A 22,755-nucleotide genomic window follows, 5' to 3' on the forward strand; every position below is an offset into this window, starting at 1 on the left:
AAAAAATTGCCTTTCATTTAGGTTTTGATAATAAAAAAGTTATAGAACGAATCTTTTTATCATAGCATAATAAATAGCTATGGAAAATACTGCTATCGAAAGCGCTAGGAAAACAGATATTGTTAGGATTGCTGGAAACACGCTCTGTATGCTCATGAGCGGATTTGCCAGGCTCTCGATGCTTATTCCACTGCTGCCCAGAACGACCATGTATGGATAGCGAGATCCGTCATTCATGAACTCTCCTGTTATTGCTACAGCTATGGCAAGAATACCTATATATTTTCCATATGATGGAATGGTATTTGCTCCCAGTCTCCTCATTAAATGAATTGAGGCCGCTAGAAGAACTGCAAAAAGAAAGAGCTTTACTGCTAGAACTGGCATGAATTCTCCCGAAGTTATGCTATTAGCTATATACTGAGCATTATTGGATAGAATTAGATAGTAGGCAGTTCCTGCTATTGGCTGGAGCAGGAGGAATATAGTCGCAAAGAGTAGAGCTTTTCTGGACCATAGTACATCTCTATCCATTATCATGATTGCTGCAACCATGAATGCTCCTACAGAAACAGCTGCTATTACTGTATGAGCATAGAGTCCCCAGAAAACGGGATCTGTATATGCATAAAGCAATGATGGCTGCGTTCCCTGAAGAAGAGCTGCTACTGATCTTGGAGAGGTAATTTCGGCGAATATTGTTCTGAATCCAAACGGAATTCCAAAGCCAGACAGACCCATAATGAATCCGATTATGCTGTGGAGCTTTGGACTTACCTTCCCCCATGTGTACCAAAATATTGCTATTGAAGGAACTCTTATCATTATGCTAGCAATTGATATAGCAAGGGGACCAAACAATGCGCTGGCAGCTATTGCAGTTAGGGATGGGAAGAATCCTGCTAGGAATACAGTTATCACGGTTCCCCATACACCCGAGAAGAGCTCCGTTACAACCAGCAGCCTAAATGCTCTTCTGGCAAATGCCTCTAGATTTTGATCTTTTCTAGCATAGGAAAGATATCTGTAGACGGCTACTATAATACCTACTCCGAGCGTAGTGGTTACAAAGCCTATATGTACAATAACAGCTATTCCAAGAAGGAGAAACTCGATAAATCCTGGAGTCATGAGTTCTCACCTCTTATTTTATTTAATAGCTCCCTGAAGTATTCTGAGACCTTGTCTGCGTTGAGAGCTACGTAGGCCATAGCAGCCAGACCAAGGATGTTAACAGACAGTATTATCAAAAATGCAATCAGCAGAAAAGACAGAGAATATGCAGTTGGCACAGTTGTTGCTAGCTCGCTTGGATAGAGAAGACCGTATACTGTCCATGGCTTTCTTCCAACCTCTCTTACATACCATCCTAGAACCGATGCGGTAGCTGCTCCAAGAGCTATGAGGACTGCCAAAATCAAAATGGTCCTCTCCTTTCTGCCACCGAGCAACTTATCTATTGCTCTGGAGATAGGAGAGATCAGCGGTATTCTGTAGAGGAGGCCTGCTAAAGCTAATGAGGAAAGAAGAGCGAGTATTCCTCCAGCTATCTTAGTATAGTAGAGCACATTTATTGTTGGCAAGATTGACAAGTCAACGCTAAGATCTTGCTTACAGACATCAGCTGCTGTTATGTTGAGAACTCTAGAAAGATTTTCATCCGATAGCTCTATATTTAGTAAGCCTGCAATTTGCTTAATGCTCTGAGCAGTTAAGTTATATTGTGAAGCGATTTGAGATAGGGTTTTGTTTCCCAGCAATTCGCATGAATTCTCATAATCTTTTATACCCATTATGGGATGGTTCGGATTTCCATAGGCAAGTAGGCTGACCAATGGATTGCTAATTTGCTCTACAGCTCCTTCCATCATTGAAAATTTTGTTGGATTGTATTCAACTACGGATGTTCCCATTAGATGGCCGAACAAAGTTGGTTGAAGGATCATTAGAACTAGAAAAGGAATGAAGAAGGATGCGAGTATTTTCACATATCTATCATCTTTTGTTTTATAATATCTGTAGGACCATGCTAATATGGCAATGGAAGTCCCTATTATGATGGCTGCTGTGATGTTGTGTATGGAAGACGAGATGTTGTATGGATTTTTGAGGGCAATGTAAGGATCTGTTATTAATATGCCAACTTTCTGAGCGGCAATTGGGTCTTGTAATACTGATTGAAGTGGCAACCCTGTTGCCAGCATTATGATTTTGACTGCAAGCAGCTTTGAAGGATCCATTGCTGCTGGACCGTAGTCGGGCATGAATGGATATATGCTTTCAGCAAGGTTGCCTGTTCCCCATGGAGAAACAAGCCAAGAATTTACTGAGGTAATCAGTATTCCAGAAAGAATAGCAAACGCCCAGTATGATAGTATTATCGTTAGGCTCTTTTTTGCAGAGAATTTTCCTAGGGTTACATAGAACAATATCAGAAGAGCTACCTCCATTACAAATGCTATGAGTTCCGCTGCCAATGGAGCAAATGCCGATGTGGCTATAGCAACAAGGGTTCCAGACCATATTTGAACTAGGCCGAATTCAACTAATGTTCCGGTAATAGCTCCAAGAGCGAAATTAATCATCAGTATAATTGTCGTAATTCTGGCAGCTCTCAGTAAAGACTCGTCACCAGTCCTGCTATATTTATAAAGAAGGGAAGCAATTGCAAGAGGAAAGCCAAGGGTTATTGAAACTGATATTGCATGAAAGTATATTCCTGTAGCAGAGAGATCGAGGAGACCAGCAATCTGCATTGAATTCACCTTCTTTATAAAATCAAGTCTATTGATATAAAAAATTTACTCATAGAAAAATGAAATATTACAAAGTTATTTATTTATTCGGATATTTCGCTATTTTTTATGAGAGAGTTTTATTAAAGAGCGGTTCGTTTAAAGTTGAGCATCCACATAAAGGGAGCTGTAAAAAGTATTAATAAGTTATCTTTTAAATATAAATTAATAAAATTACTTAAAAAATTGTTATTTTGTTTTACTATTTTGGAAAAGTTTTTATATATCATGTTTAATAAACTTAGAAATTGGGATAGATTATGGTTGCTTGGAAAAAATATGCATTGATCCTTGCTATAGCGGTTGGGTTTATCATAGGGATAGCTGTTGGATTTGCCTACGGAAAATCAGCAGGTGTCCTGAAGCCTCTTGGCGACTTCTTCATTAGATTGATGAGAATGATTGTGACTCCTTTAGTCATAATTACCATATCCGCAGCAGTAGCTTCGATTGCTGATCTAAGAAAGCTTGGAAAGCTGGTTTTAGGGACCTTCTTCTTCTTTATTTTGCTTTCTGCTATCGCTGCTACTTTAATGCTGTCTGCTGCCCTTGTATTTAAGCCTGGAGCAGGCGTTGGGCTAAAACCCCCTGCTGGATATACCCCGCCAACTCCTCCTAGCGTAGTTGATATATTGTTGAATTTAGTTCCAACTGATTTTGGTAATATATTGAACGTTTCAGGTCTGCTTCAGGCAATAGTGTTCTCCATTTTGCTTGGATTGGCAGTTAGCCTCGCTGGAGATAGAGGAAGGCCAGTAGCTGAAGCTCTTAATAGACTATCGGAAATTATGATCAAGTATGTTTCTATTATTATGTGGTATGCTCCAATCGGAGTATTCGGCTATGCTGCCTATGTGATAGGAACGTATGGAACCGGCATACTGGAGGCATATGGAAGATTGCTGCTTGTTGACTACACGTTCAGCTTGCTTTTCTTCTTCGTTGGATACACGATAGTTACCTGGGCATCTGGTATAAATCCGCTTGTATATTGGAGGGCAATAATAGAACCAGCAATAGTAGCCTTCACTACTAGAAGCAGTGCAGTTGCACTCCCAGTTAACTTCAGAGCAGCAAAGAGAATTGGAGTTCCTGACTATGTAGCTCAACTGGTGCTGCCTACTGGAGCTACATGCCACATGGATGGGACAGCAATGTACCAAGTTCTATCGACAATTTTCATAGCGCAGGTCTATGGCCTTGCAGTTGCCCCTGCCTTGTACCCAACCATAGTTTTGGTGGGAACTTTGGCAGCTGTTGCCACAGCAGCAGTTCCTGGAGGAGGATTGCTAATGCTTGCTATGACTGTAGGAGCAGCTGGAATGCCGCTAGAGGGTATAGCTTTGATTACAGCCATAGATCCTCTTCTGGATATGCTGAGAACAATGATAAATGCGGAAGGCGATGTGGCTGTATCCACGTTGATGAGCAGAATAATGGAAGGTCCCAGATGGTGGGAGAAAACAAAAACCTAATATTTTTTTAATTCTTCCTTTTTAAAAATACGAAGAGCTGAGGAACAAAAATAACATTTTAAAACCGCTTGTTCATTACTTTACTTTGTTGGGGCCGTCGTCTAGCTTGGCTAGGATGCCAGCCTGGGGAGCTTCCCCGGAGCCCGGATCGCTGGTGGTCCCGGGTTCAAATCCCGGCGGCCCCATCGTTTCATAGAAAAGGTGAAAGAAATGTCTGAATACAAGGGAAAGAAGAGGCCGATCGATGTAATCAAGATTTCAGATGCTGAAATACCAATAACGGAAGATCTATTGAAGATACTGAAAAAATATGTGATGACCCAGATGACACTTGAGGAACTTGCTAGAGAGCTTGGTCTGGAAAGTTGGGAGAAGGCATATGAGTTCATCAAAGCCGTGCCTGCCTGGCTGATATGGACTCCGTTCACGATGTGGGAAATAACAGAGTGATTTTTGACTTGGTAGTTGACGGCAAAGGTGGAGGCTATCTGTCATCGCTATCAGAAGCTTTGAAAAAGTATGAAATTCCCAAGGAGAGCGCTTTCATTGTTTTTAATGTCATCCAGAAGCACCCGAACAATCCTTTTATTACGCTAGTCAGCATCATTCTTTCCCAGAACACCAGTGACAGAAATGCTATGCTAGCTCTTGAGAGGATGGAAAAATACGGAATGACATCGCCGGAGGCTATATTGAAAGCTGGATACCAAAAAGTACTTGAAGCTGTTTATCCGTCCGGAATGGGCAAAATAAAAGCGAGAAGAATTCTTAACATATCCCAAATTGTCTTAGAAAATGGGGATTTTCTGGAAAAGGTCTGCGAGTTGGGGGAAAAAGGAAAAGAGCTTCTAATGCAGCTTGAAGGCGTTGGTTTAAAGACGGCAGATGTCTTCATGATTTCCTATTGCAATTATCCTTCATTTCCAGTCGATAGGCACATTGCTAGAATTACGGAGAGAATTGTTGGAAGAAAGATGAAGTATGAGGAAATTTCGAATTTTTGGAAGGAGAAATTGGGAGCATCTGACTATAAAATAGCGCACATGAAGCTGATAGCTATTGGAAGGGATATTTGCAGAAAAAGAAACCCGAAGTGCGGAATGTGCCCGCTCAGGGAATTCTGTGCTTCGAAGAGGGGGTGAAAGTCACATAGAGGAAATCAGAGGTATTCTAATAACAACAAGAACAAACAGAGAGAGAAGTGCAGAAAATGAGCTTGGAAGCTTGCTAATAAGCAGAGGAATACCCTTCAGGATGGGGGCCGAGCTTGGTAATGGAGCAGTCCTCTTTTCAACAGAATTTCCATTTAAAGCATATAGGGCAGTAATTTCTTCTCTGCTCTCTGAACCGATGAGAGTTTATCCTCTTGTTAAGCTGAAGGACCTGGAGAGAATTCTATCATTGGTGAAAATAGATAAGATGAGATGCTATTTGAGGAAAAAAATGGAAATCTGCAATGATATTGAGAATTATGCAAGGAAAATAATTGTAGGTAAGAATTTGGATAATACTCAGAGCTCTCTACATGTGATGCTGCACATACAGGGATTGGGAGTATTTTATGGATATTCCCCCATTCCAAGAGATTGTGAGAGGTACGAAATGATTTTAAAGATGAGCAACCTTCGGGGATTCTGTTCTTCATATGCAGATAAAGTATCAGCCTTGCTGTAAAGAGGAGAAATGGCGGCGGGGCCCCGCTCTTGAAAAGTAGCGGGGGGTGGATTCGAACCACCGACCTCGGGGTTCCTCCGAGGCCTCAGGCCCCTTATGAGCTTCGCGGGTTCGGGGCTACCGCCACTGCTTTATATGCATGGAAAGGATTAAAAGGTTTTACTATTTGAGAACTGTGTCATTCAAAACAGATTCAGCCCATTTCCTTCCATAGAACCTTGAGACTTCCTCGAAATTTTCCTCTACGAAAATCCTGAGGGCTTTTCTGCTCAGGACATCTGCTGCTTCGTTGTTCTCCCTTGGAATCCACTCGATTTTATATGACTTGAAATTTCTGAGAAGATTGATAGATTTGTTGTAAAGGGGGATCAGCCTGGGTGCCTTTACTCTGTATTTGCCAATGAGTTGCTTGATTACGAGCTGGGAGTCTCCTCTTATGGTAATATCTTTTTCAGAAAGATCGCTTTCAATAATTAGCTCCAGCCCTCTTATCAGAGCTGTGTACTCAGCAACGTTGTTTGAAACATTGTCTCCTCTAAATCCAGCACCTACAATTCCAAATTCTTCTTTCAGAACCTTTTTATTCTCGAAGATGACAACGCCGTATGTAGCTATCCCTCCAGGATTGATAGGCTCACACAGACCATCAAAATATAAAAGGAGACCCAAGCATTTCCACCTTAGAGCTTATAAACCGCAGTGTTTCTCTGCTTCAGCATGGGCAGCTTCCTTCTCACTTCTTCTATTTCGGAAACTTCTATGGTGATTTCTCTGTATTTTTCCCCTACACCAAGATCGTATATTACTTCTCCCATTGGACCTATGATGGTACTTCTTCCTGTAAAATTCTTTCCATACTGATTTACTATAGCTAAGAATATTGTGTTCTCATGCGCTCTGGCCCTCCCCAATACATGCAGAATTTCTTCCTTCATGTCTCCCCTATACCAACCAGAAGGAACGATCACGAGCTCAGCACCTCCTAGGGCATAAGTTCTGAATAGTTCTGGAAACCTTATGTCATAGCATATTGCTACTGAGATTTTCGTGCCTTTCAGCTCGATTATTGAAGATGGTGCGTTTCCCGGAAGCATGAATTCGGATTCTCTATAGTCGTAAGCATCAAAGAGATGAGCTTTTCTATATCTCAGCAGAATTTCTCCTTTTGGACTGAAAATCACTGCTTCATTATAGACCTTTGGTTTAGAGGCAGGAGTGAAGAGCGTTGCTAAGATGTGGACGCCTAGTTTGCTTGCCAATTCTTTTAGTGAAGAAGCAAAAGCTCCATCCAATTCTTCTGCCATCATATATATTCTATCTGGTTCATCTCCTGTAGGATTGTACATGAAATACTCTGGAGTAATAATGAGATCTGCTTCCCTCAAGTTTATTATATTATTCAACTTTTCTATGTTTTTTGCCTTATCCTTAGTGCTTTCCATCTGTACTATGCCAAGAGTTATACTTCTATTTTTCATTTTTATTCCCCGAGGAATGTTCAAAGCTTATTTTTAATTTGATCACTAAGAAAAAATCCTCGAGAATGTATAAATATTATTTGGAAAGCATGGAGTCTGATGTCCTCTCTCTCATAAAATATGAAACTTTTAGGTTGTAAATAAGCTAGTAGGGAAATACTTATTATTCCCATCCGATAGAGAAAAAGTTGTCATAACATAAACGGAAGGTATGAATTTTGAACGAAGAAAACGAATCTGAAAGAAATGTAACAAAAAAAGTTATGGAGCTAAAACAAGGCGAAAGCTCCATAACAATAAAGGGAAGGGTTCTTGAAGCAAACGAACCAAAAACCATAGAAACGAAGAAAGGGACAAGAACAATAAGTGAGGCAGTTCTAGGCGACGAAACTGGTAGAGTGAAGATGACATTGTGGGGAGATAAGGCAGGAAGCATTGAGGAAGGACAGGCTGTGAAGATAACGAACGCATGGACCACTGGATATAGAGGGAAGGTTCAACTGAATGTTGGGGCTAGCTCAGAAATAACTCAAATTGGAGATGAAGAAGTTCCCAATGCTGAGGAGATCCCCGAATCAGAGCCAGCAGCTCCTATGGAAGAGAGGAGGGGAGGCTTTGATAGGAGAGGAGGAAGGCGAGATTACAGACAAGGCGGTGGCTTCAGAAGAAGAGAATGGTGAGCTGCTAAATGAGCTATGCGGAAATAAAGGAAAAGAGATTTATGAGAAAGGGAGAAGAAGCAGGAACGAATAACGAGAACTTCTACATTACAGATGAATCTAATGTAACCTATGAGCTATCTGCAGCTGTCTATTATGTCTGGAAGCTTGCTGATGGTATCAAGACAGTTGAGGAAATAGTTAAGCAAGCCAGTTCTGAGCTGAATATGCCAGAAGAAGAGCTTCAAGAACCAATAGCTGTTATCATGCTCAAGCTGCTCGAAAATAATCTTGTTTCAGAAAGCCTTGAATAAAAATATATAAAAACCCTTGGCCTAATTTTTTTATTGGCGGGGAAAAAAAGCGGGGTAGGGCAGCCAGGTAGCCCGCGGGAGGTGCGTGGGCTACCGCCCTATGATTTTTTCCAAAAACAGAAAAAATCTAGAGCTTCTGAACTCTTATAGCTCCAACCGGACAAGATCCGGCTGCTTGTACGGCGCATTCATAGAGATCCTCGGGTATTTCTCCTTCTGAAAGTGAATCCGTCAAGTTAGTGGAGTACTTATCCACAACTCTGTTTTTGCCGTTATCGCTTCCAAGAACGAATACTTGCGGACATACTGTGGGAGCTACACCACATGCTATGCATGTATCTCTGTCAACTGTTACCTTTACTTTTGCCATTGAGTTCACCCAGATTATTTTTAAACTCGTTATATTTAAATATGCAACAATTGTTCCGAAAGTTCACATTTAAAAGTAATATCTTTCTTAGAAAAGGGATTTTTGGAAAGAGATCTATTTTGAATTGATTTGGCAAACGAGTCTCTAGCATAAAGTATTTAAATAGAATATAGTTGCAGAGAAGAGCTATTTGTTGAATAGAGTATTCTCAAGATTTTTCAAGAATTTTATGTCTCCAGCTGTCGATATAATGACGCCGCTAACAAGATCTTCTATTTTATCTAGCACATTCTTAACGGTTGAAGCATCATAGCTCGGCTGGGAAATTCTCTCTATTATGCTCAAGTTCTTCTCTGTTTTTATTATGATATATGGATAAAGCTCTATCTTCAATTCTCTGCCTCTTTCAGAAATTCTCTCGAGCTTTTCAATTTCTTCCATAGTCATTCTGAGGATCAGGAATTTTTTGAAGCCCAGTGATAGTCTCTCCAAAATTTTTTGCTCATCATATCTCATGCTTATAATTGCTCCCAGCTTTTTTTCCAATTTGTAGTTTTTTGCCAGGGATAGGGCCTCTTCGGTAGTTATCTGGCTTTTAAATCCTCTCTCATCCTTCTCACCGGAAGTAACAAAAACGGCATCAATCCCAGTTAGATTAGCTGCCGAAACAAGTGAAATGAAGGAAATTGGGTTGAGATCGCTCAGCCTAATATGAGAAAATATTTCAGCTTTGGGACACTGTTGCTTTAAAATGCTGCCTATGACAATGGAGTTTGCTGAGGGGATGCTGAGTGGAGATTCAGGAATGTCCACTCCTGAGAAGATTGATTTCTCCTCACATATGAGAGAGTTTGCCTGCTTTAGTCTCTTTTCCTCCTTTCCTAGCTCAAATGATAATTCGGCAAAAAGCTTCAAAACTCCTTCACCTTTTCCTGTAATGTGCTACACGTTTTTTGTGTAAGAAAGTATAGATATGAAATGCTTAAAAAGCTCATTATATAAGATACTAAGACTCAAGCAAGGAGGTCATTGAGGTAAAAGAAATGAAGGTTGTTCTTAGCTTTTCCGGCTCATTTCCAAGAGACGAGGGTGTCGCAAAAATTCATTCTATGAGAAAATCAGGCGAAATAGATGATACATCATTCATTGACAAAATAGCAACAAAGGAGCTGAAGCTGTTGAATTTGCTTGAAGCTCTTGGCTTCTCGCAGAGCACTGATGGAATGCTATGGTCGGATGATATAATCAATCCAGTTGTTTCCATGTCAAATGTAGGAGTTAATGGACTAGTAAGATTCTTCGATAACAATTTCTTTCTAAGAGCCCCCATTGTTAAAGAAAGTATATCGTTCAGGGAGGGAGAATATATTAATTGGATAATAAAGATCAGAGAAAAATTGAAAGAAAAGAACAAATTAGAGCTCAAAGTTGCATTTCCCGGTCCAGCTACACTTTCTCTCTTCTCTCAGAATAGCTTCTATCCTTCAAGCAAAGATCTAGTAATTGCTTGGGGAGAGAGCTTCCTCTTTCCCTTGATAGAGAGGTTGAAAAAGGAGGGATTTTCCACATTTGAGATTCATGAGCCAGCCATGACAAGCAGGAGAACTAGCAGAGAAATGAAGCAGGCTGCTTCTGAGGAATTATCGAATTTGTTTGAAAATTTCAAGACGAGCAACTTCATTTTACTAACTTACTTCGACCTCAGTTTGAGAGATTGGAATACTCTTCTGAAGGTCGTGCGACCAAACTCAATATTAGGCATAGATCTTCATGTTAGAAATTCGCGGAAGGCTGTAGAAGCTCTCTCCGAAATTGGAGAAAAGAGAATTTACATGGGTGCTCTGAATTCTAGAAATCCGATTAGAGAGAGAGCCTCATTTATCAAGAAATGGATCTTCAGAGCTCGGGACCTTGGCTTCAATGAAATTTTTGTAGGAAACAACGCACCTATGGACTTTATACCTCCAAAGTGGGCGATCAGCAAGCTAAGAAAGCTTTCAAATGTGGTTTCAGGGATGAGGTGGTAGAAATGGTGGAACTTCCTATTTTACCCATTTCTGTCATTGGTTCCTATCCAAAGCCAAAATGGCTGAGAGAGAGCATTAAGTTGAGGAAGGCAGGAAAAATAGAGGATTCCCATATGGAGGAAGCATATAGGGATGCAGTTTCCTCCGTAGTTAGAGAGCAAGAGCTGCTGGGAGTTGATATACCATCAGATGGGGAAATGAGAAGGGAGGAAATGGTAGAATATTTTGCTGAAAGAATTGAAGGGTTCAAGTTCTTCGGAAACGTCAGAGTGTGGGGAAATAACTATTTCAGGAAGCCTGGAATTGTGGGTCCATTGAAATGGAAGGGGCCTATGACAGTTGAGGAATATAAGCTTCTCAGAGAAGTCTCAACAGCAAAGGCTGTAAAGATTCCCATAACTGGACCTTATACCATAGCAGATTGGTCCTACATAATATATTATAGGAGCAAGGAAGAAGCAACCTTCGAGTTAGCTAAAATTATTAACAGAGAGCTTAAGGAGTTAGAGGGAGCAGGAGCAACATTTGTGCAAATAGATGAGCCCGCCCTAACAACACATCCTGATGAAATGGAGTGGGCAGTGGAAGCTATAAATGAGGCCGTTAGAGGAATTAACATGAAGATAGGCCTTCATGTTTGCTATTCTGATTACAGAATATTGAAACCGTTTTATGATCGATTGAAAGTATCTCAATTTGCCCTCGAGTTTGCAAATAGAGGATTCAGCGATCTTGAAGTTGTAGAGGGACTAGGGGTGGAGCTCGGCTTTGGAGTTGTAGATGTTCATAGCAGAAGAGTAGAATCTCCAGAGGAGGTTGAAGCCGCTATAATGAAGGTACTGAAGTATGTGAAGCCTGAATGCCTCTACATTAATCCTGATTGTGGACTCAAGCTTCTACCTAGGAGCATAGCTAGAGAGAAGCTGAAGTCTATTAAGCTAGGTACTGATAGAGTTAGAAGGAAGTTAGCAGAGAATGGGAATGAAAAAACTATACTGACAAATACCCCGAAATGCCAATGATTTCATAGAATGGAATGCTTGGTCAGCTCTGATAGCTTAGCCATTCCCTCCCCATACTTTATTTTTCCAATGTAGAACTCTCCATTGTTTATTGGTATCCAGGAGGAAATATCATCATCATAATAGTAGTCGATTGCAGTAGAAGATGAAACGATCAAGCTGTTTCTCTCGTTCTTCAAGTATAGCCTGTAATAAGGTGCATGATCAGCATTTATAAAATAGCTTCCGAATAGAACCTGGATCTCTCCCTCTGCTATTAGAACTGCTATTAAATTCAGAGCTGACTTCACGTATTCTTTATATCTTTTGATTGTACTTATATCGAAACTTTTCCCCAATTCCGTTGAGAGAGACTGACCTAGCATGAATGTATCGCTGTATCTATTAGCAACACCTTCTGGAACCAATGAGCCTATTTCTGAAACCAATCGCTCTTTGTCAACTGAGCCGTTGTGAGCTATTATGAGCTTTTCTCCTGTCCTAGTCGAGAACTCGAATGGCTGAACGTTGAATATGCTGACTTCTGTATCAGGAGAAGCTGCCCTCGCATGAATTAGATCAATGATGAATGGCTTGAAGTATTCAGAGTCGACGGAATTGCCGGGTATTATTTCAGGCTTCTTCACATAAATTGGGTGCATGTGCTTAATTATCGAATATGAGATGTTTCCGCTATCCAAGTATAAGGTTGCTCTTCCCCATCCATGCTTGTGTGAGGAGCCCTTAGGACCAAATATTCTCTTGGCATATGGATCATAATATGCAGAAGAAACAAGTGCACTCACCATTTTCTCATAGGTATTTATAGAATGAGTAGATGGCATTCCCATCATTGCTAGCATTCTGCACATTTTAATGTTACCTCACTTCAACTGGAGTACGATTCTAAATTAGCTTTTCTCCTTTTTTTGATTTTGCTCGGGATCTTGCTTATTAATCCAGTATTCAGAATCTCTAACGTTGAATGGTGCTAAACATGCAGATCTCTCAGGATTCAATCATCCCTATTGTAGTCCAGCTTTATGCTGTGATGAATCCTCTTGTGGCGATTCCAAAGTTCCTGGAAGTAGTTGAATCAACTGAGGGAAGCTTTTTCAGAATGGTTAATAGAGTATTTTTTGCCATATTATTACTTACGACTCTGTTCGTTTTAGGTGGAAACTATATTTTGAGCATTTTTGGAATTAGTCTTTCCAGCTTGAAGATTGCAGGGGGCATAATACTTCTGTCGGTTGCCATTGATACGCTGATAACGGGACATAAGCCCGAAAAGGTGGAAACAGGAGATCTGATCGTGGTTCCAATTGCTACCCCTCTAATAGTTGGTCCTGGGACAATGACTACTTTGATACTCCTCAGTGGGCTGAAAGGAATAGCAGCCACACTGCTATCCTCCTTCTTAGCATGCTTTCTAGTATACCTCACTCTATTGGCATCAACCTTCCTATCAAGATTACTGGGTCCTACATTTGTGAATGGATTGGGAAAGTTCATGTCGCTGATAATTGCTTCATTTGCTATAGAGATGCTATTGGGTGGACTGCAGAGCTATTTTCCCAAATTTTTTCAATAGTACTTGGTGAAGTTGGAAAATAATTTATTTATGCGAGTAGAAATTGAAAAAGCTAAATATAACTTAAATTGAACATAAAGAGATGATGATGACCGTTGAGGGAAGAAAAAGGTTGTGTGGGGAGTATTTGCTGTCGATATATTCGCAGTGAAGAAAGCATAGAGAAGAATTACTTAGTTCTCCTCCATGGATATACGTTCAATAGCTTAGTTTGGAAAGAAATTGGACTTCTGCAGAAATTGGAAGAGGAGAGAATTCCATTTTTCGCACTTGACATGCCATATGCTACAAGAAGCGAATGCACTAGAAGAACTACAGATGCGCTAATGAACTTAACCTTTTTGGAGGATTCCATTGAGAAGCATCTGGGAGGAGTAGGTGCACCAATATTATTGGGTGCCAGCATGGGAGGCTATTTTGCTATCCTGTATGCTGAGGAGAGACCTGCTAGGGGGCTTATTCTTGTTGGTCCGGTTGGAACTGAGGAGGAAAAGGTGAGAATGAAAATCGGCAAAATCGATAGTCCAGTATATATAATACTCGGAGACAAAGATACAATAATTGATTTTGAATCGATAAAATCCTTTGCTTCTCTCGCAAAGAGATCGAAAATTGTTATTTATGAATCCTCAGGACATCCTGCCTATCTCTATCAGAAAGACAGATTCATTAAGGATGTAATTTCCTTCTATAGAAAGAACAGCTATAGAGAGAGCTCAGCTGCTGAGAGATCTGAAGATTTCTTCCCTTAGCTTGTAGTCCTCCTCGGATGCCTTGGATATTATCACACCAGCATGCACTACAACATAATCCCCAACCTCTACATCCTCAAACGAAGCATCGGCTTGTACAATGGCTCCTCCTCCTATGTCCACCTTTGCGATCTTCTCCTTTTCATCCTTGCTGATAACCCTGCCTATTATTCCAAGACACATCTTTGTTCCACCTCAGCATATTCTCGGCACAATAATTCCGGAAGGGGGATCCAGAATCCTGAGCCCCCCTATTCTAGTTCTAAGCAGGACTTCGCTTCCCTTCCCAGTAACTTCTCCTATGATTTCAGCTTCCGGGAATCCGCTCCTTCTCATCTCCTCTAGGAAGATCTCCGCTATCGAGGATTCTACAGCTATCACTGCTCTACCCTCACTTGCAAGTGAAAGAGGATCTATTCCGAGCAAATCCGAAATGCCTTTTACCCATGGTTTAATGGGAATCTTTTCCTCCATGACCACGATTCTCACTCCATTCAGCTCTGACCAATCGTTTAAAACCATTGAGAGCCCCCCTCTTGTTGGATCTCTAGCAGCGTGCACAAAGCTTCCGAATTTTTCAAATAGGGGGAGCAGGCTCATAAGAGGAAGAACGTCGCTCTTAGCATCCTCATTCAGCTCAAGGCCAAACTGATGTGCAGCTATCACAGCACCGTGTTCACCAATGCCTCCAGTCAATATGATTTTGTCCCCTATTTTTATTCTGTCATCAGTGATGGGTCTCTTTGTCAATCCTATTCCTGCTGTAGTTATTGTAAATCCGGAAATTTGACCTCTAGGCATTACTTTGAAATCTCCTCCAACAATCGCTACTCCAAGAGATTTGCTCTCTCTTATCATATCATCAGCAGCCTTTTTGAGGAGATCTATTTCAGTTCCTTCCTCTGCTACTATGGCATCGAGTATGGCTAGTGGGGTAGCACCAGAAACCACCAAATCGTTCACTGTTCCATCCACAGCTAGCTTTCCAATGCTGCCACCTTTGAAAAAGATTGGCTGTATTGTAAAAGAATCTATTGTTATAGCTAAATAGAGATCTTCATTGATCCTTATGAAGCCTGAATCATCCATTATATCTAGGCCGATTATTCCTTTGGTTCTCCATGTTTTTGCAAGGGATATTGCCTCAGAAAGCAGATCTCTCACTAGTTTTTCTGTTTCTATGCCACCTGCTCCATCTGCCAGCGTGATATTTGATTTCTTCAGCATGATTCTACTCCTCAAAATACACAAGAAAAATTAGGCTATACTCGTTAAAAAATCAAATGTGTGAGGAGCTTTGCTGGAAAGCGCTCTAAGCGAGATTCGAAAAATTGCTGAAAAATTGGGAAAAACCAAGATAATGAGCTTTTGTGGCACACATGAGCACACTATCGCTTCGAGCGGATTGAGAGCTGTTTTACCGGGCGAAGTGGAGCTAATACCTGGGCCAGGATGTCCTGTTTGCGTTACACCTGCCAGCATAGTTGATGAAGCCATAAGGCTTTCTTTGGAAGGAGTTGAAGTAATAACTTTTGGGGATGCTTTCAGGCTTCCCGGAAAAAAATGGATTAAAAGCGATTTTCCAAAGAGCCTGATGGAAGCGAAGCAGAGAGGAGGATATGTAAGAGTAATATATTCTCCATTGGAAGCGATAATAAATAGGAGCAGAGAGAGCGTTTTCCTTGCTATTGGTTTCGAGACAACTGTTCCTGCTACTGTGTCACTTTTGGAAAGAAAAAATAATGTTAAAATATTGAGCGCTCATAGGCTAACTCCCCCAGTCATGAAATACACGCTTGAAAAGCACGGTAGAGGGGGCTTAAGGGGAATAATAGCGCCTGGACATGTTTCCGCAATAGTTGGAGCAAAGGCATGGGAGTTTCTTCCAAGGGACTATGGTATCGCAACTGTTGTTTCCGGCTTTGAGCCAGAAGATGTTTTAATATCCATTCTTGAACTGCTCAGGATGATTGAGAGGGACGCCCCTTCCCTGAAAAATACGTACAAGAGAGTGGTCAAATATGAGGGAAATTTGGAAGCTCAGAGAGCCATTGAAAAGTGGTTTGAGATATCCGATGCATCTTGGAGAGGTTTTGGAGTTATTCCAAACAGCGGTCTTGTCCTGAGGGAAAAGTGGAAAGACCTTGATGCTATGTGGCAGTATGGAATTAGAGCTGATAGAGATTCTGGCAGCGATAACCCTCCAGGATGCAAGTGCGCTGAAGTAACTCTTGGCATGAGCTTTCCAACTAGTTGTCCCCTCTTCATGAAAACGTGCGTTCCCGAAAATCCATATGGACCATGCATGGTCAGCACTGAGGGAACATGCTACATATGGGCGAGGATGCTTGGAAGAAGAAGCTAGAAAAATCATAGTTATAGGAATAGTTCAGGGAGTTGGCTTCAGGCCGTTCATATATAGATTGGCTAAGAGGCTTGGCTTGAATGGATATATAAGGAACTTGGGCGGAAGTGAAGTTGTGATCCATGCTGAAGGTGAATTGAATAGAATTCAAGAGCTTATACTGGCCATAGAGAGGAATCATCCTCCTAGGGCTGTGATTGAGAAAATAGAGGTAGAGGATGCAGAATTAGAGGGTTGGAAAGATTTCTTCATCCTTCCAAGCGAGGAGAGAAAGGAGGAGAAATCAGTAATACCTCCTGATATAGGGATGTGCGATGAATGTCAGAGAGAGATCTTGGATCCATGCTCAAGATTCTATCGATACCCTTTTCACTCCTGTGTGAACTGCGGTCCTAGATATAGTATGATGATTAAGCTTCCTTATGACAGAGAGAACACATCCATGTCACTCTTTCCACTATGTGAAAGATGCAGAAGTGAGTACGGAGATCCGAATAATGCTAGAAGATTCTATGCTCAGGGAATTAGCTGTCCTATTTGTGGTCCTAAACTGAGCCTCCTCGATTCCTATGGAAGAAAAATCGACGTTGAGGATCCCATTCAAGAAGCTGCAAGCTTAATAAATGAAGGACATATAGTAGCTATAAAAGGCATAGGAGGATATCATATAGCAGTTCTGGCAACTTCCTCAGATGCTGTATCCAGGCTAAGAGAGAGAAAGAGGAGGATGAGAAAGCCTTTTGCCCTAATGGCAAGAGATATAGAAACTATTGAAAAAAATGCATACGTGGGAGAAATCGAGAGAGAAGAGCTTCTATCACCTTGGAGACCAATAGTTCTGCTAAGAAGGAAAGATGATAGCATAGTATCTCCAGAGGTCGCTCCAGGACTAAACACTTTGGGTTTCATGCTTCCCTACTCACCTCTTCACTTTCTTCTGATGAGGGAAGTGAGAGATGGAATAGCTGTAATGACAAGTGCAAACATATCAGGAGAACCTACGTGCACTGATCTTTCATGTTTGCTTGAAAGTCTTGGAGACTCAATTGATTACGTTCTGGATCATGATAGGCCTGTATTCAATAGAGTAGACGACAGTGTGGTTAAATTTGTTGATGGAGAAAAGGTCATCCTGAGAAGATCTAGGGGCTTTGCTCCTGCCTGGATTGAAGTTAAAATCGATTTCTTGAGGCCTGTAATAGCCCTGGGGGCATTTCTGAACAATGTTGGTGCAATCGCCTTTGATAACAAGGTCGTTCTAACGCAGCATATAGGAGACATGGACAGCTTCAGCTCGTTGCAGTTTCTACTCTCTACAATAAATAGATTGAGCTCGTGGTATGGTATTCAGGGATCTCCATCAACAGTTGTCATGGATAAGCATCCAATGTATCCTCAAAACAGGCTCTATAGAAATAGAATTCGCATGGAAATTATAGAAGAATTGAGAGTTCAGCATCACTGTGCCCATGCTCTTCAGGCTACAGATGGAGATTGGAATGATAGTCTTCTGGGATCGACGGCAATAGCGATTGATGGAACAGGCTATGGAGATGATGGTAATATTTGGGGAGGGGAAGTGCTGATGATAGAGAAAAGCGGATGTGAGAGAGTGGGTTCTCTCAGCGATTTCCCTCTAATTGGAGGGGATTTGGCGGTTAAGGAAGCAGTTAGGCCCCTGGCAGGGCTTCTTTTTTCCTATTTCGGAGAAGATGCCCGAGCATTGTTGAGGTCTTTCCGTCTAATGGAAAAAGAGTGGAAAGGCGATGGGGAGAAGTTGATTGATGTTCTAACAAACGGAAGATCTGTCTTTCCTAGTTCTTCAAGCTTAGGCAGGCTCCTTGACGCTCTCGGCTGTGCCCTTGGATTGAGATGCTATGCTGATTATGATGGGGAAATACCAATGATGATCGAGGATTTTTCCTTGAATGGGAAAGATAGAGATGATATAGGCGTGAAAATAAGGAAGCAGGGATGTGAGAGAATCGATCTGGGCGAGGTTCTCTTAAAGCTCTCTGAGATAAAGGAAAGGGAGGAAGCAAGGGACTTTCTATACGCTCTTCAGCTTGAGCTTGGTAGAGCTTTAGGAAAAGTAGCTTCCAAATATTCTAGAAGTGGTATTGTTCTCCTTGGTGGGGGGGCTGCTGTGAACTCAATAATTACGAGAGGAATTAGGGAAGCAGTAAGCGAAGAGGGGCTCAGTTTGAGATTTGGAAGAAAAGTTCCTCCTGGTGATGGAGGAATAGCTCTTGGTCAAATTATATATGCTGGGCTCAAGCAAAATGGAGTATTGGGTTAAATTTACCTCACAGCTTTTGAGAGCCATTCTCCCTTTTTTGCCCATAAGTAGCCTCCGATTCCAGCGTATAAATTGCTTAAGGAAATAGCAATCCAAACTCCCAATTGACCGAGACCGAAAAGAAAGCCTAGTAGGCCGCTCAGTCCTATTCTAAAAACATAGAGTCTAATTATGGAAAGTATTGTGAAATTCAACGTGTGGCCAGATCCAGTGGCAAGGGCACTGCTGGTGAAAAAGAGCCCTAGAAATGGGAGTGAAGCAGCAAAAGCTATCATCAGAGAGGATCCCACTGAAGCAACAGCATCATCGTTTATAAATGCTCTTATGAGTGGTATTCTGAAGATTGAGATTAAAGTGGCTCCGATGAGGAGAGAGAGGAAAACGAACCTGTGGGCAATTGATGCAACCTTCTTTGCTCTCTCATATATTTCTGCTCCTATGGCTTGTGCTATCATTATAGATAATCCTCTATTTATTCCCCATGTGAACGATTGAACTATATCCAAAAGCCTCAGAGTGACGCCATACGCTGCTACTGCAGCATCCCCGAAATGTGCTACAATAGACATCATTATCAAGAAAGCTAAGTTTATAGTTATGTTCTGAATGACAAGCGGAAAACCTACTTTATTAATTAGCTTGAAAATGTAGCTATTGGGAAACAGATCATCCTTGGACGGCTTCATCCCTCCTTTTTCTCTGAAGAGGAAAAGAAGCAATAGAGAAGCTTGAAATCCCCTTGCTATGTTCGAAGTTATGGCTGCCCCCTTTACTTCCAATCTTGGGAATCCGAATAAGCCGAAGATAAGGATGGGGTCAAGAATCATGTTCAGGATGATGCTAGCTATATTGATTTTTGTTGGAGTTCGAGTGTCACCATATGAGTTCATTATGGATGTCAGGGAAAATGAAAGAAAGACGAGAGGAGTACCAAGGATGCTTAGCTTCATGTAAGAAACTGCAAAGGGATATACGTCCGATGGGGTATTCATAACGGAGATGATCCATGGAGTTGCCATGTAGACTGGGATCGAGACAAAAAGGCTTAGGATAAAGAGAAAGGTAATGCTGAAGCCTGACGATTTTGAAGCTCTTTGTAGGTCTCCCCCACCAAAATATTGGGAGATTATTGTTGAGCCAGCAGTAGAATATGCCATTCCAATAGATTGAAAGAGCCAAATAACAGTCGAAGTTATTGTCGGGGCATCAAACTGTTCAACTCCAAGCCTTCCAAGCCAGAGAGCATTGATTAAGTTATAAGCCATGTTTACATAGTTTGCTACAATTGCTGGCCATGATAGCCAAAGCAAGGTGTTCAGGGGAGATCCGTACAAGATCCTTGTTCTGTTCTCAAGCAGCTCCCTATTCTCCCCTTTCTCCATCTGAACCTCGCGCCTTCATTTTTATTTTTTAATTTTTCCCTTGATTGGTTTAAAAATTAATTAGGGGTAAATGATCTTCTGCTATTGGTGGTTTCTACTGTGAAATTGAAAGATGCTGTTGAAATTTCGTTGATCGCTGGAGGTTATGCGGCTTTAACTATAATGGTTGCTCCAATCGCGTACGGTCCTATTCAGGCCAGGATAAGCGATATTCTCCTGTCTTTGCCTTTTTCGAGGAGATTTGGATTGAAGGGAGTCATAGGATTAACTGTGGGAGCTTTTCTCTCTAACCTCGCTTCTCCCTATGGGGCATATGACATGGTTCTAGGAACGCTTGCAAATTTCACCTCATCACTGCTAGTATATGCCTCGAGAAAGTTACCATTCCCATTGAGGATATCTCTTGTTACAGGTATTGCTCTTGGGATAGCTGCAGTAGATTTCATAATAGGATACGTCCTTCTTGGACTAATCTATCAGGTACCCCTGCTCTATGGTATGGGGGGTGTTGCTATAGGCGAGATCCTCACATTTGGAATAGGGGGCTATTTACTAGCAACTGGGCTGGAAAAACGGTATGGAGAGGGAGCAGAGAGAAATGATTATGGAGCTAGCCAAAGTGAGGGTAAGGCTGAACGGTAGAGAAGTGCTGAAAGATGTGTCTTTGAGGTTTGACCCAGGAATAACAGTTCTCCTAGGTGAGAATAGCAGTGGAAAGACAACACTGCTTAAGACAGCGGCTGGGCTAATTAGGCCAGAAAGTGGAACAATTTTCATTGACGGAAAGGACATAGGATTGATGAAACCTAAGGAAAGAGCAAGGCTAATAGGTTATTGCTGGCAAAACCCCTACAGTGGATTCTTCGAGGAGAATGTGAAGAGAGAGGTGGAGTTTATACTGAAAAACATTGGAGCAGCAGGGAGGAGGGATGTTCTGGAAATTCTTGGGATAGAGAAGCTCATGACAAGAAATCCATTCAAGCTGAGTGGTGGAGAAGCTAGGAGGGTTTCTATTGCTAGCGTTATTGTGGCTGATCAGCCAATAATTCTCCTCGATGAACCATTCAATGAGATGGATCTGGATGGATATATATCTATTCTCAAGCTCTTGAATATGTTTAAAAATGAGGGAAAAACAGTTGTTGTTGCCCTTAACAATGCTTTGACGATCGATTCCATTCGTCCGGAGAAAGTAGTTGTTCTTAAGGAAGGGAAGGTTGTTTTAGCTAAAAAGTTTGGAGAAATAACAGAGGATGAGCTCGAAAGAAATAACATCGTAACGAGGAGAGCGATCAGTTGAATCTAATAGAGGAGATAGTGAAGGCTAGAGAAGCGGGAACCGAGCTGAAAGGATTGAAGGCTAGCGTCTTGAAGGCTGCAATTTTGCTTTTATCTTTAATATCAATAGCTCTTCCTCATCAGCAAGAAATTTCTATTGCTATAGCGATCTTATCTTCAGTTCTTCTTTCCGTTTCTGGTGCCTTCAGAGTTTTGCTAGGTGGTTACTTTCTGTTCTCCACGACTGTAATTCCAATAGATGCTATAAGCTTAGCTTATGGTGGAAGCTTTTTCTCGATTCTGAGAGTCACTACATATACTCTCTCCACTATGCTCTCTCTAATTTTGTTCATTTCAACAACTGATAACAGTGATCTAGAGAGTCTATTTGGTAGGAGGAGAATCATTATATACACTTATTCTTCAATCTTTTACTTCATGAATTCTCTCAAAAATGTTGAGGATTCCTTTAAAAGCAGAGGATATGAAGCAAGGGTTAGAAATCCGTGGAGTTTCGTTCCTCTTCTCATATCCTATGTTTATTTCATCTTGGAAAAGATGGAGAGCGTTGCTGAGAGCATTGAAGCAAGAGGGGGAGATTAGAGTTTTGTCTTTTACACATGCGATGATAATGCTCTTACTAGGTCTGCGATGAACACCTTGCTGTGCTTGTAGCAATTCAATAATCCTCTATATATCCTCTTGTGCTCTTGGTTCTTCACTCTGCATAGTGGGCAGGTCGAGGAAGTGTTCTCTTCATTAACGAGCTCCACCTTTATACCGTGCTCTTTTCCTACTTCGATCACTCTTCTCGCTAGACATTCCAATGTCCATGTATGAACCACTTCGAAGTTGACCTTGGAGGTTCTATTGCTGTTTTGAGATATGTATTTTTGATAGCAAAATAGAACTTTGAAATACCTTTCCTGTAATTTATAGAAAGGTTCATTCAAAAAAAGAATATGTGCGAAAGATGTTTTAAAGATTTTTTCCAAAACATTTAGTAGTGAGAGTTATGTGCTTTGGATGCTGGGGATTTTGGCCATTTTGGGGAATGGGCATAGGAGGATTCTTCTTCCCAATGATGATGCTAATAGTATGGCTTCTTTTTATAGCAATTGGGATTGGGATCGTTGTCTATGTTATAAAGCGCATAGATCTATCAAGCAATGATAGGAAAAGATATGAGGAATTGAAAAAGAAGATAGAAGAGCTGGAAAAGAAGCTGGAGAGCTCCTCCCATTAATTTTTCCATTTTTTTAAAAATAAGCAGACTTCTTCGGAAAATATAC

Annotated in this window: 27 protein-coding genes and 1 tRNA gene; 17 read left to right on the forward strand and 11 right to left on the reverse strand. The window is 41.2% G+C overall.

The genetic code is table 11. The features are described from left to right. Window positions 1–39 precede the first annotated feature (39 nt). Together QXR92_01375 and QXR92_01380 are read right to left on the reverse strand one after the other, a co-directional pair. The gene (locus QXR92_01375) at window positions 40–1,131 is read right to left on the reverse strand and encodes a cytochrome ubiquinol oxidase subunit I (GenBank protein MEM0318662.1); all 1,092 of its coding nucleotides are present in this window, start codon (window positions 1,129–1,131) and stop codon (window positions 40–42) included. Further along, entirely contained in the window at window positions 1,128–2,756 is a 1,629-nt protein-coding gene (locus QXR92_01380) for a cytochrome ubiquinol oxidase subunit I (protein MEM0318663.1), read from the reverse strand. The genes QXR92_01375 and QXR92_01380 overlap by 4 nt, the downstream gene beginning before the upstream one ends. Before the next feature lie 299 nt (window positions 2,757–3,055). Between QXR92_01380 and QXR92_01385 the strand changes: the two genes are divergently transcribed. The 5 genes from QXR92_01385 to QXR92_01405 all read left to right on the forward strand — a co-directional run bounded on the left by QXR92_01385 (window position 3,056) and on the right by QXR92_01405 (window position 5,944). Further along, complete coding sequence (locus tag QXR92_01385) at window positions 3,056–4,270, forward strand: dicarboxylate/amino acid:cation symporter (GenBank protein MEM0318664.1); 1,215 nt, start codon at window positions 3,056–3,058, stop codon at window positions 4,268–4,270. A 90-nt stretch (window positions 4,271–4,360) separates the two neighbouring features. After that, a tRNA-Pro gene (locus QXR92_01390) sits at window positions 4,361–4,455 on the forward strand. A 25-nt stretch (window positions 4,456–4,480) separates the two neighbouring features. Further along, on the forward strand, window positions 4,481–4,720 hold the full coding sequence (locus QXR92_01395; protein ID MEM0318665.1) for a hypothetical protein: 240 nt from the start codon (window positions 4,481–4,483) through the stop codon (window positions 4,718–4,720). An 8-nt stretch (window positions 4,721–4,728) separates the two neighbouring features. Then, the gene (locus QXR92_01400) at window positions 4,729–5,412 is read left to right on the forward strand and encodes a hypothetical protein (GenBank protein MEM0318666.1); all 684 of its coding nucleotides are present in this window, start codon (window positions 4,729–4,731) and stop codon (window positions 5,410–5,412) included. After that, window positions 5,393–5,944, forward strand: coding sequence for a hypothetical protein (locus tag QXR92_01405; GenBank protein MEM0318667.1), 552 nt, complete (start codon window positions 5,393–5,395; stop codon window positions 5,942–5,944). The genes QXR92_01400 and QXR92_01405 overlap by 20 nt, the downstream gene beginning before the upstream one ends. Before the next feature lie 162 nt (window positions 5,945–6,106). Here QXR92_01405 and rnhA read toward each other — a convergent pair whose 3' ends face one another. Beyond that, the gene (rnhA, locus tag QXR92_01410) at window positions 6,107–6,613 is read right to left on the reverse strand and encodes a ribonuclease HI (GenBank protein ID MEM0318668.1); all 507 of its coding nucleotides are present in this window, start codon (window positions 6,611–6,613) and stop codon (window positions 6,107–6,109) included. A gap of 11 nt (window positions 6,614–6,624) precedes the next feature. Then, window positions 6,625–7,422, reverse strand: coding sequence for a carbon-nitrogen hydrolase family protein (locus QXR92_01415; GenBank protein MEM0318669.1), 798 nt, complete (start codon window positions 7,420–7,422; stop codon window positions 6,625–6,627). Window positions 7,423–7,640: 218 nt separating this feature from the next. Here QXR92_01415 and QXR92_01420 point away from each other — a divergent pair, with 218 nt between their 5' ends. Together QXR92_01420 and QXR92_01425 are read left to right on the forward strand one after the other, a co-directional pair. Beyond that, window positions 7,641–8,102, forward strand: coding sequence for an OB-fold nucleic acid binding domain-containing protein (locus QXR92_01420; GenBank protein ID MEM0318670.1), 462 nt, complete (start codon window positions 7,641–7,643; stop codon window positions 8,100–8,102). Between the two features lie 8 nt (window positions 8,103–8,110). Next, entirely contained in the window at window positions 8,111–8,395 is a 285-nt protein-coding gene (locus QXR92_01425; GenBank protein MEM0318671.1) for a PqqD family protein, read from the forward strand. A 127-nt stretch (window positions 8,396–8,522) separates the two neighbouring features. Here QXR92_01425 and QXR92_01430 read toward each other — a convergent pair whose 3' ends face one another. After that, window positions 8,523–8,765 carry a ferredoxin gene (locus QXR92_01430; GenBank protein ID MEM0318672.1) on the reverse strand — a complete coding sequence of 81 codons (243 nt, stop codon included), beginning with the start codon at window positions 8,763–8,765 and terminating at the stop codon, window positions 8,523–8,525. Window positions 8,766–8,951: 186 nt separating this feature from the next. Continuing rightward, window positions 8,952–9,680, reverse strand: coding sequence for a hypothetical protein (locus QXR92_01435; protein ID MEM0318673.1), 729 nt, complete (start codon window positions 9,678–9,680; stop codon window positions 8,952–8,954). 128 nt (window positions 9,681–9,808) lie between these two features. Between QXR92_01435 and QXR92_01440 the strand changes: the two genes are divergently transcribed. Then, entirely contained in the window at window positions 9,809–10,792 is a 984-nt protein-coding gene (locus tag QXR92_01440; GenBank protein MEM0318674.1) for a hypothetical protein, read from the forward strand. A gap of 2 nt (window positions 10,793–10,794) precedes the next feature. Further along, window positions 10,795–11,814 carry a methionine synthase gene (locus tag QXR92_01445; protein ID MEM0318675.1) on the forward strand — a complete coding sequence of 340 codons (1,020 nt, stop codon included), beginning with the start codon at window positions 10,795–10,797 and terminating at the stop codon, window positions 11,812–11,814. 2 nt (window positions 11,815–11,816) lie between these two features. Here the strand turns inward: QXR92_01445 and QXR92_01450 are convergent, their stop codons facing one another. After that, window positions 11,817–12,665 carry a hypothetical protein gene (locus QXR92_01450; protein ID MEM0318676.1) on the reverse strand — a complete coding sequence of 283 codons (849 nt, stop codon included), beginning with the start codon at window positions 12,663–12,665 and terminating at the stop codon, window positions 11,817–11,819. Between the two features lie 125 nt (window positions 12,666–12,790). On the opposite strand from QXR92_01450, the gene QXR92_01455 reads away from it, so the two are divergent. Beyond that, window positions 12,791–13,387, forward strand: a complete 597-nt coding sequence (locus tag QXR92_01455) for a MarC family protein (protein MEM0318677.1) — start codon at window positions 12,791–12,793, stop codon at window positions 13,385–13,387. Between the two features lie 95 nt (window positions 13,388–13,482). Next, entirely contained in the window at window positions 13,483–14,139 is a 657-nt protein-coding gene (locus tag QXR92_01460; protein ID MEM0318678.1) for an alpha/beta hydrolase, read from the forward strand. Here QXR92_01460 and QXR92_01465 read toward each other — a convergent pair. Together QXR92_01465 and hypE are read right to left on the reverse strand one after the other, a co-directional pair. Beyond that, entirely contained in the window at window positions 14,104–14,322 is a 219-nt protein-coding gene (locus tag QXR92_01465; protein ID MEM0318679.1) for a HypC/HybG/HupF family hydrogenase formation chaperone, read from the reverse strand. The two genes, QXR92_01460 and QXR92_01465, sit on opposite strands and share 36 nt — an antisense overlap. 12 nt (window positions 14,323–14,334) lie before the next feature. Next, the gene (gene hypE / locus QXR92_01470) at window positions 14,335–15,366 is read right to left on the reverse strand and encodes a hydrogenase expression/formation protein HypE (GenBank protein ID MEM0318680.1); all 1,032 of its coding nucleotides are present in this window, start codon (window positions 15,364–15,366) and stop codon (window positions 14,335–14,337) included. A 70-nt stretch (window positions 15,367–15,436) separates the two neighbouring features. Here hypE and hypD point away from each other — a divergent pair, with 70 nt between their 5' ends. Both hypD and hypF read left to right on the forward strand, forming a co-directional pair. After that, window positions 15,437–16,504, forward strand: coding sequence for a hydrogenase formation protein HypD (gene hypD / locus QXR92_01475; protein MEM0318681.1), 1,068 nt, complete (start codon window positions 15,437–15,439; stop codon window positions 16,502–16,504). Then, a complete protein-coding gene (gene hypF, locus QXR92_01480) occupies window positions 16,488–18,803 on the forward strand; it encodes a carbamoyltransferase HypF (protein MEM0318682.1) in 2,316 nt (771 codons plus the stop codon). The genes hypD and hypF overlap by 17 nt, the downstream gene beginning before the upstream one ends. Window positions 18,804–18,805: 2 nt before the next feature. Here hypF and QXR92_01485 read toward each other — a convergent pair whose 3' ends face one another. Continuing rightward, window positions 18,806–20,185 (reverse strand): MATE family efflux transporter, encoded by a 1,380-nt coding sequence (locus QXR92_01485; protein MEM0318683.1) that lies wholly within the window; start codon window positions 20,183–20,185, stop codon window positions 18,806–18,808. A 99-nt stretch (window positions 20,186–20,284) separates the two neighbouring features. On the opposite strand from QXR92_01485, the gene QXR92_01490 reads away from it, so the two are divergent. From QXR92_01490 to QXR92_01500, 3 genes are read left to right on the forward strand one after another with little or no spacing between them, the layout of a single operon-like run. After that, window positions 20,285–20,827 carry a QueT transporter family protein gene (locus QXR92_01490; protein MEM0318684.1) on the forward strand — a complete coding sequence of 181 codons (543 nt, stop codon included), beginning with the start codon at window positions 20,285–20,287 and terminating at the stop codon, window positions 20,825–20,827. After that, window positions 20,763–21,485, forward strand: coding sequence for an ABC transporter ATP-binding protein (locus QXR92_01495; GenBank protein ID MEM0318685.1), 723 nt, complete (start codon window positions 20,763–20,765; stop codon window positions 21,483–21,485). The genes QXR92_01490 and QXR92_01495 overlap by 65 nt, the downstream gene beginning before the upstream one ends. Continuing rightward, on the forward strand, window positions 21,482–22,066 hold the full coding sequence (locus tag QXR92_01500; GenBank protein MEM0318686.1) for a hypothetical protein: 585 nt from the start codon (window positions 21,482–21,484) through the stop codon (window positions 22,064–22,066). Before QXR92_01495 ends, QXR92_01500 begins: the two co-directional genes overlap by 4 nt. A gap of 11 nt (window positions 22,067–22,077) precedes the next feature. On the opposite strand, the gene QXR92_01505 is transcribed toward QXR92_01500, so the two are convergent. Beyond that, on the reverse strand, window positions 22,078–22,308 hold the full coding sequence (locus tag QXR92_01505; protein MEM0318687.1) for a zinc ribbon domain-containing protein: 231 nt from the start codon (window positions 22,306–22,308) through the stop codon (window positions 22,078–22,080). Between the two features lie 170 nt (window positions 22,309–22,478). Between QXR92_01505 and QXR92_01510 the strand changes: the two genes are divergently transcribed. After that, a complete protein-coding gene (locus QXR92_01510; GenBank protein MEM0318688.1) occupies window positions 22,479–22,709 on the forward strand; it encodes a hypothetical protein in 231 nt (76 codons plus the stop codon). Window positions 22,710–22,755 lie beyond the last annotated feature (46 nt).

The organism is Fervidicoccaceae archaeon (assembly GCA_038734945.1).
Taxonomy (GTDB): Archaea; Thermoproteota; Thermoprotei_A; order Sulfolobales; family Fervidicoccaceae; genus ARK-14.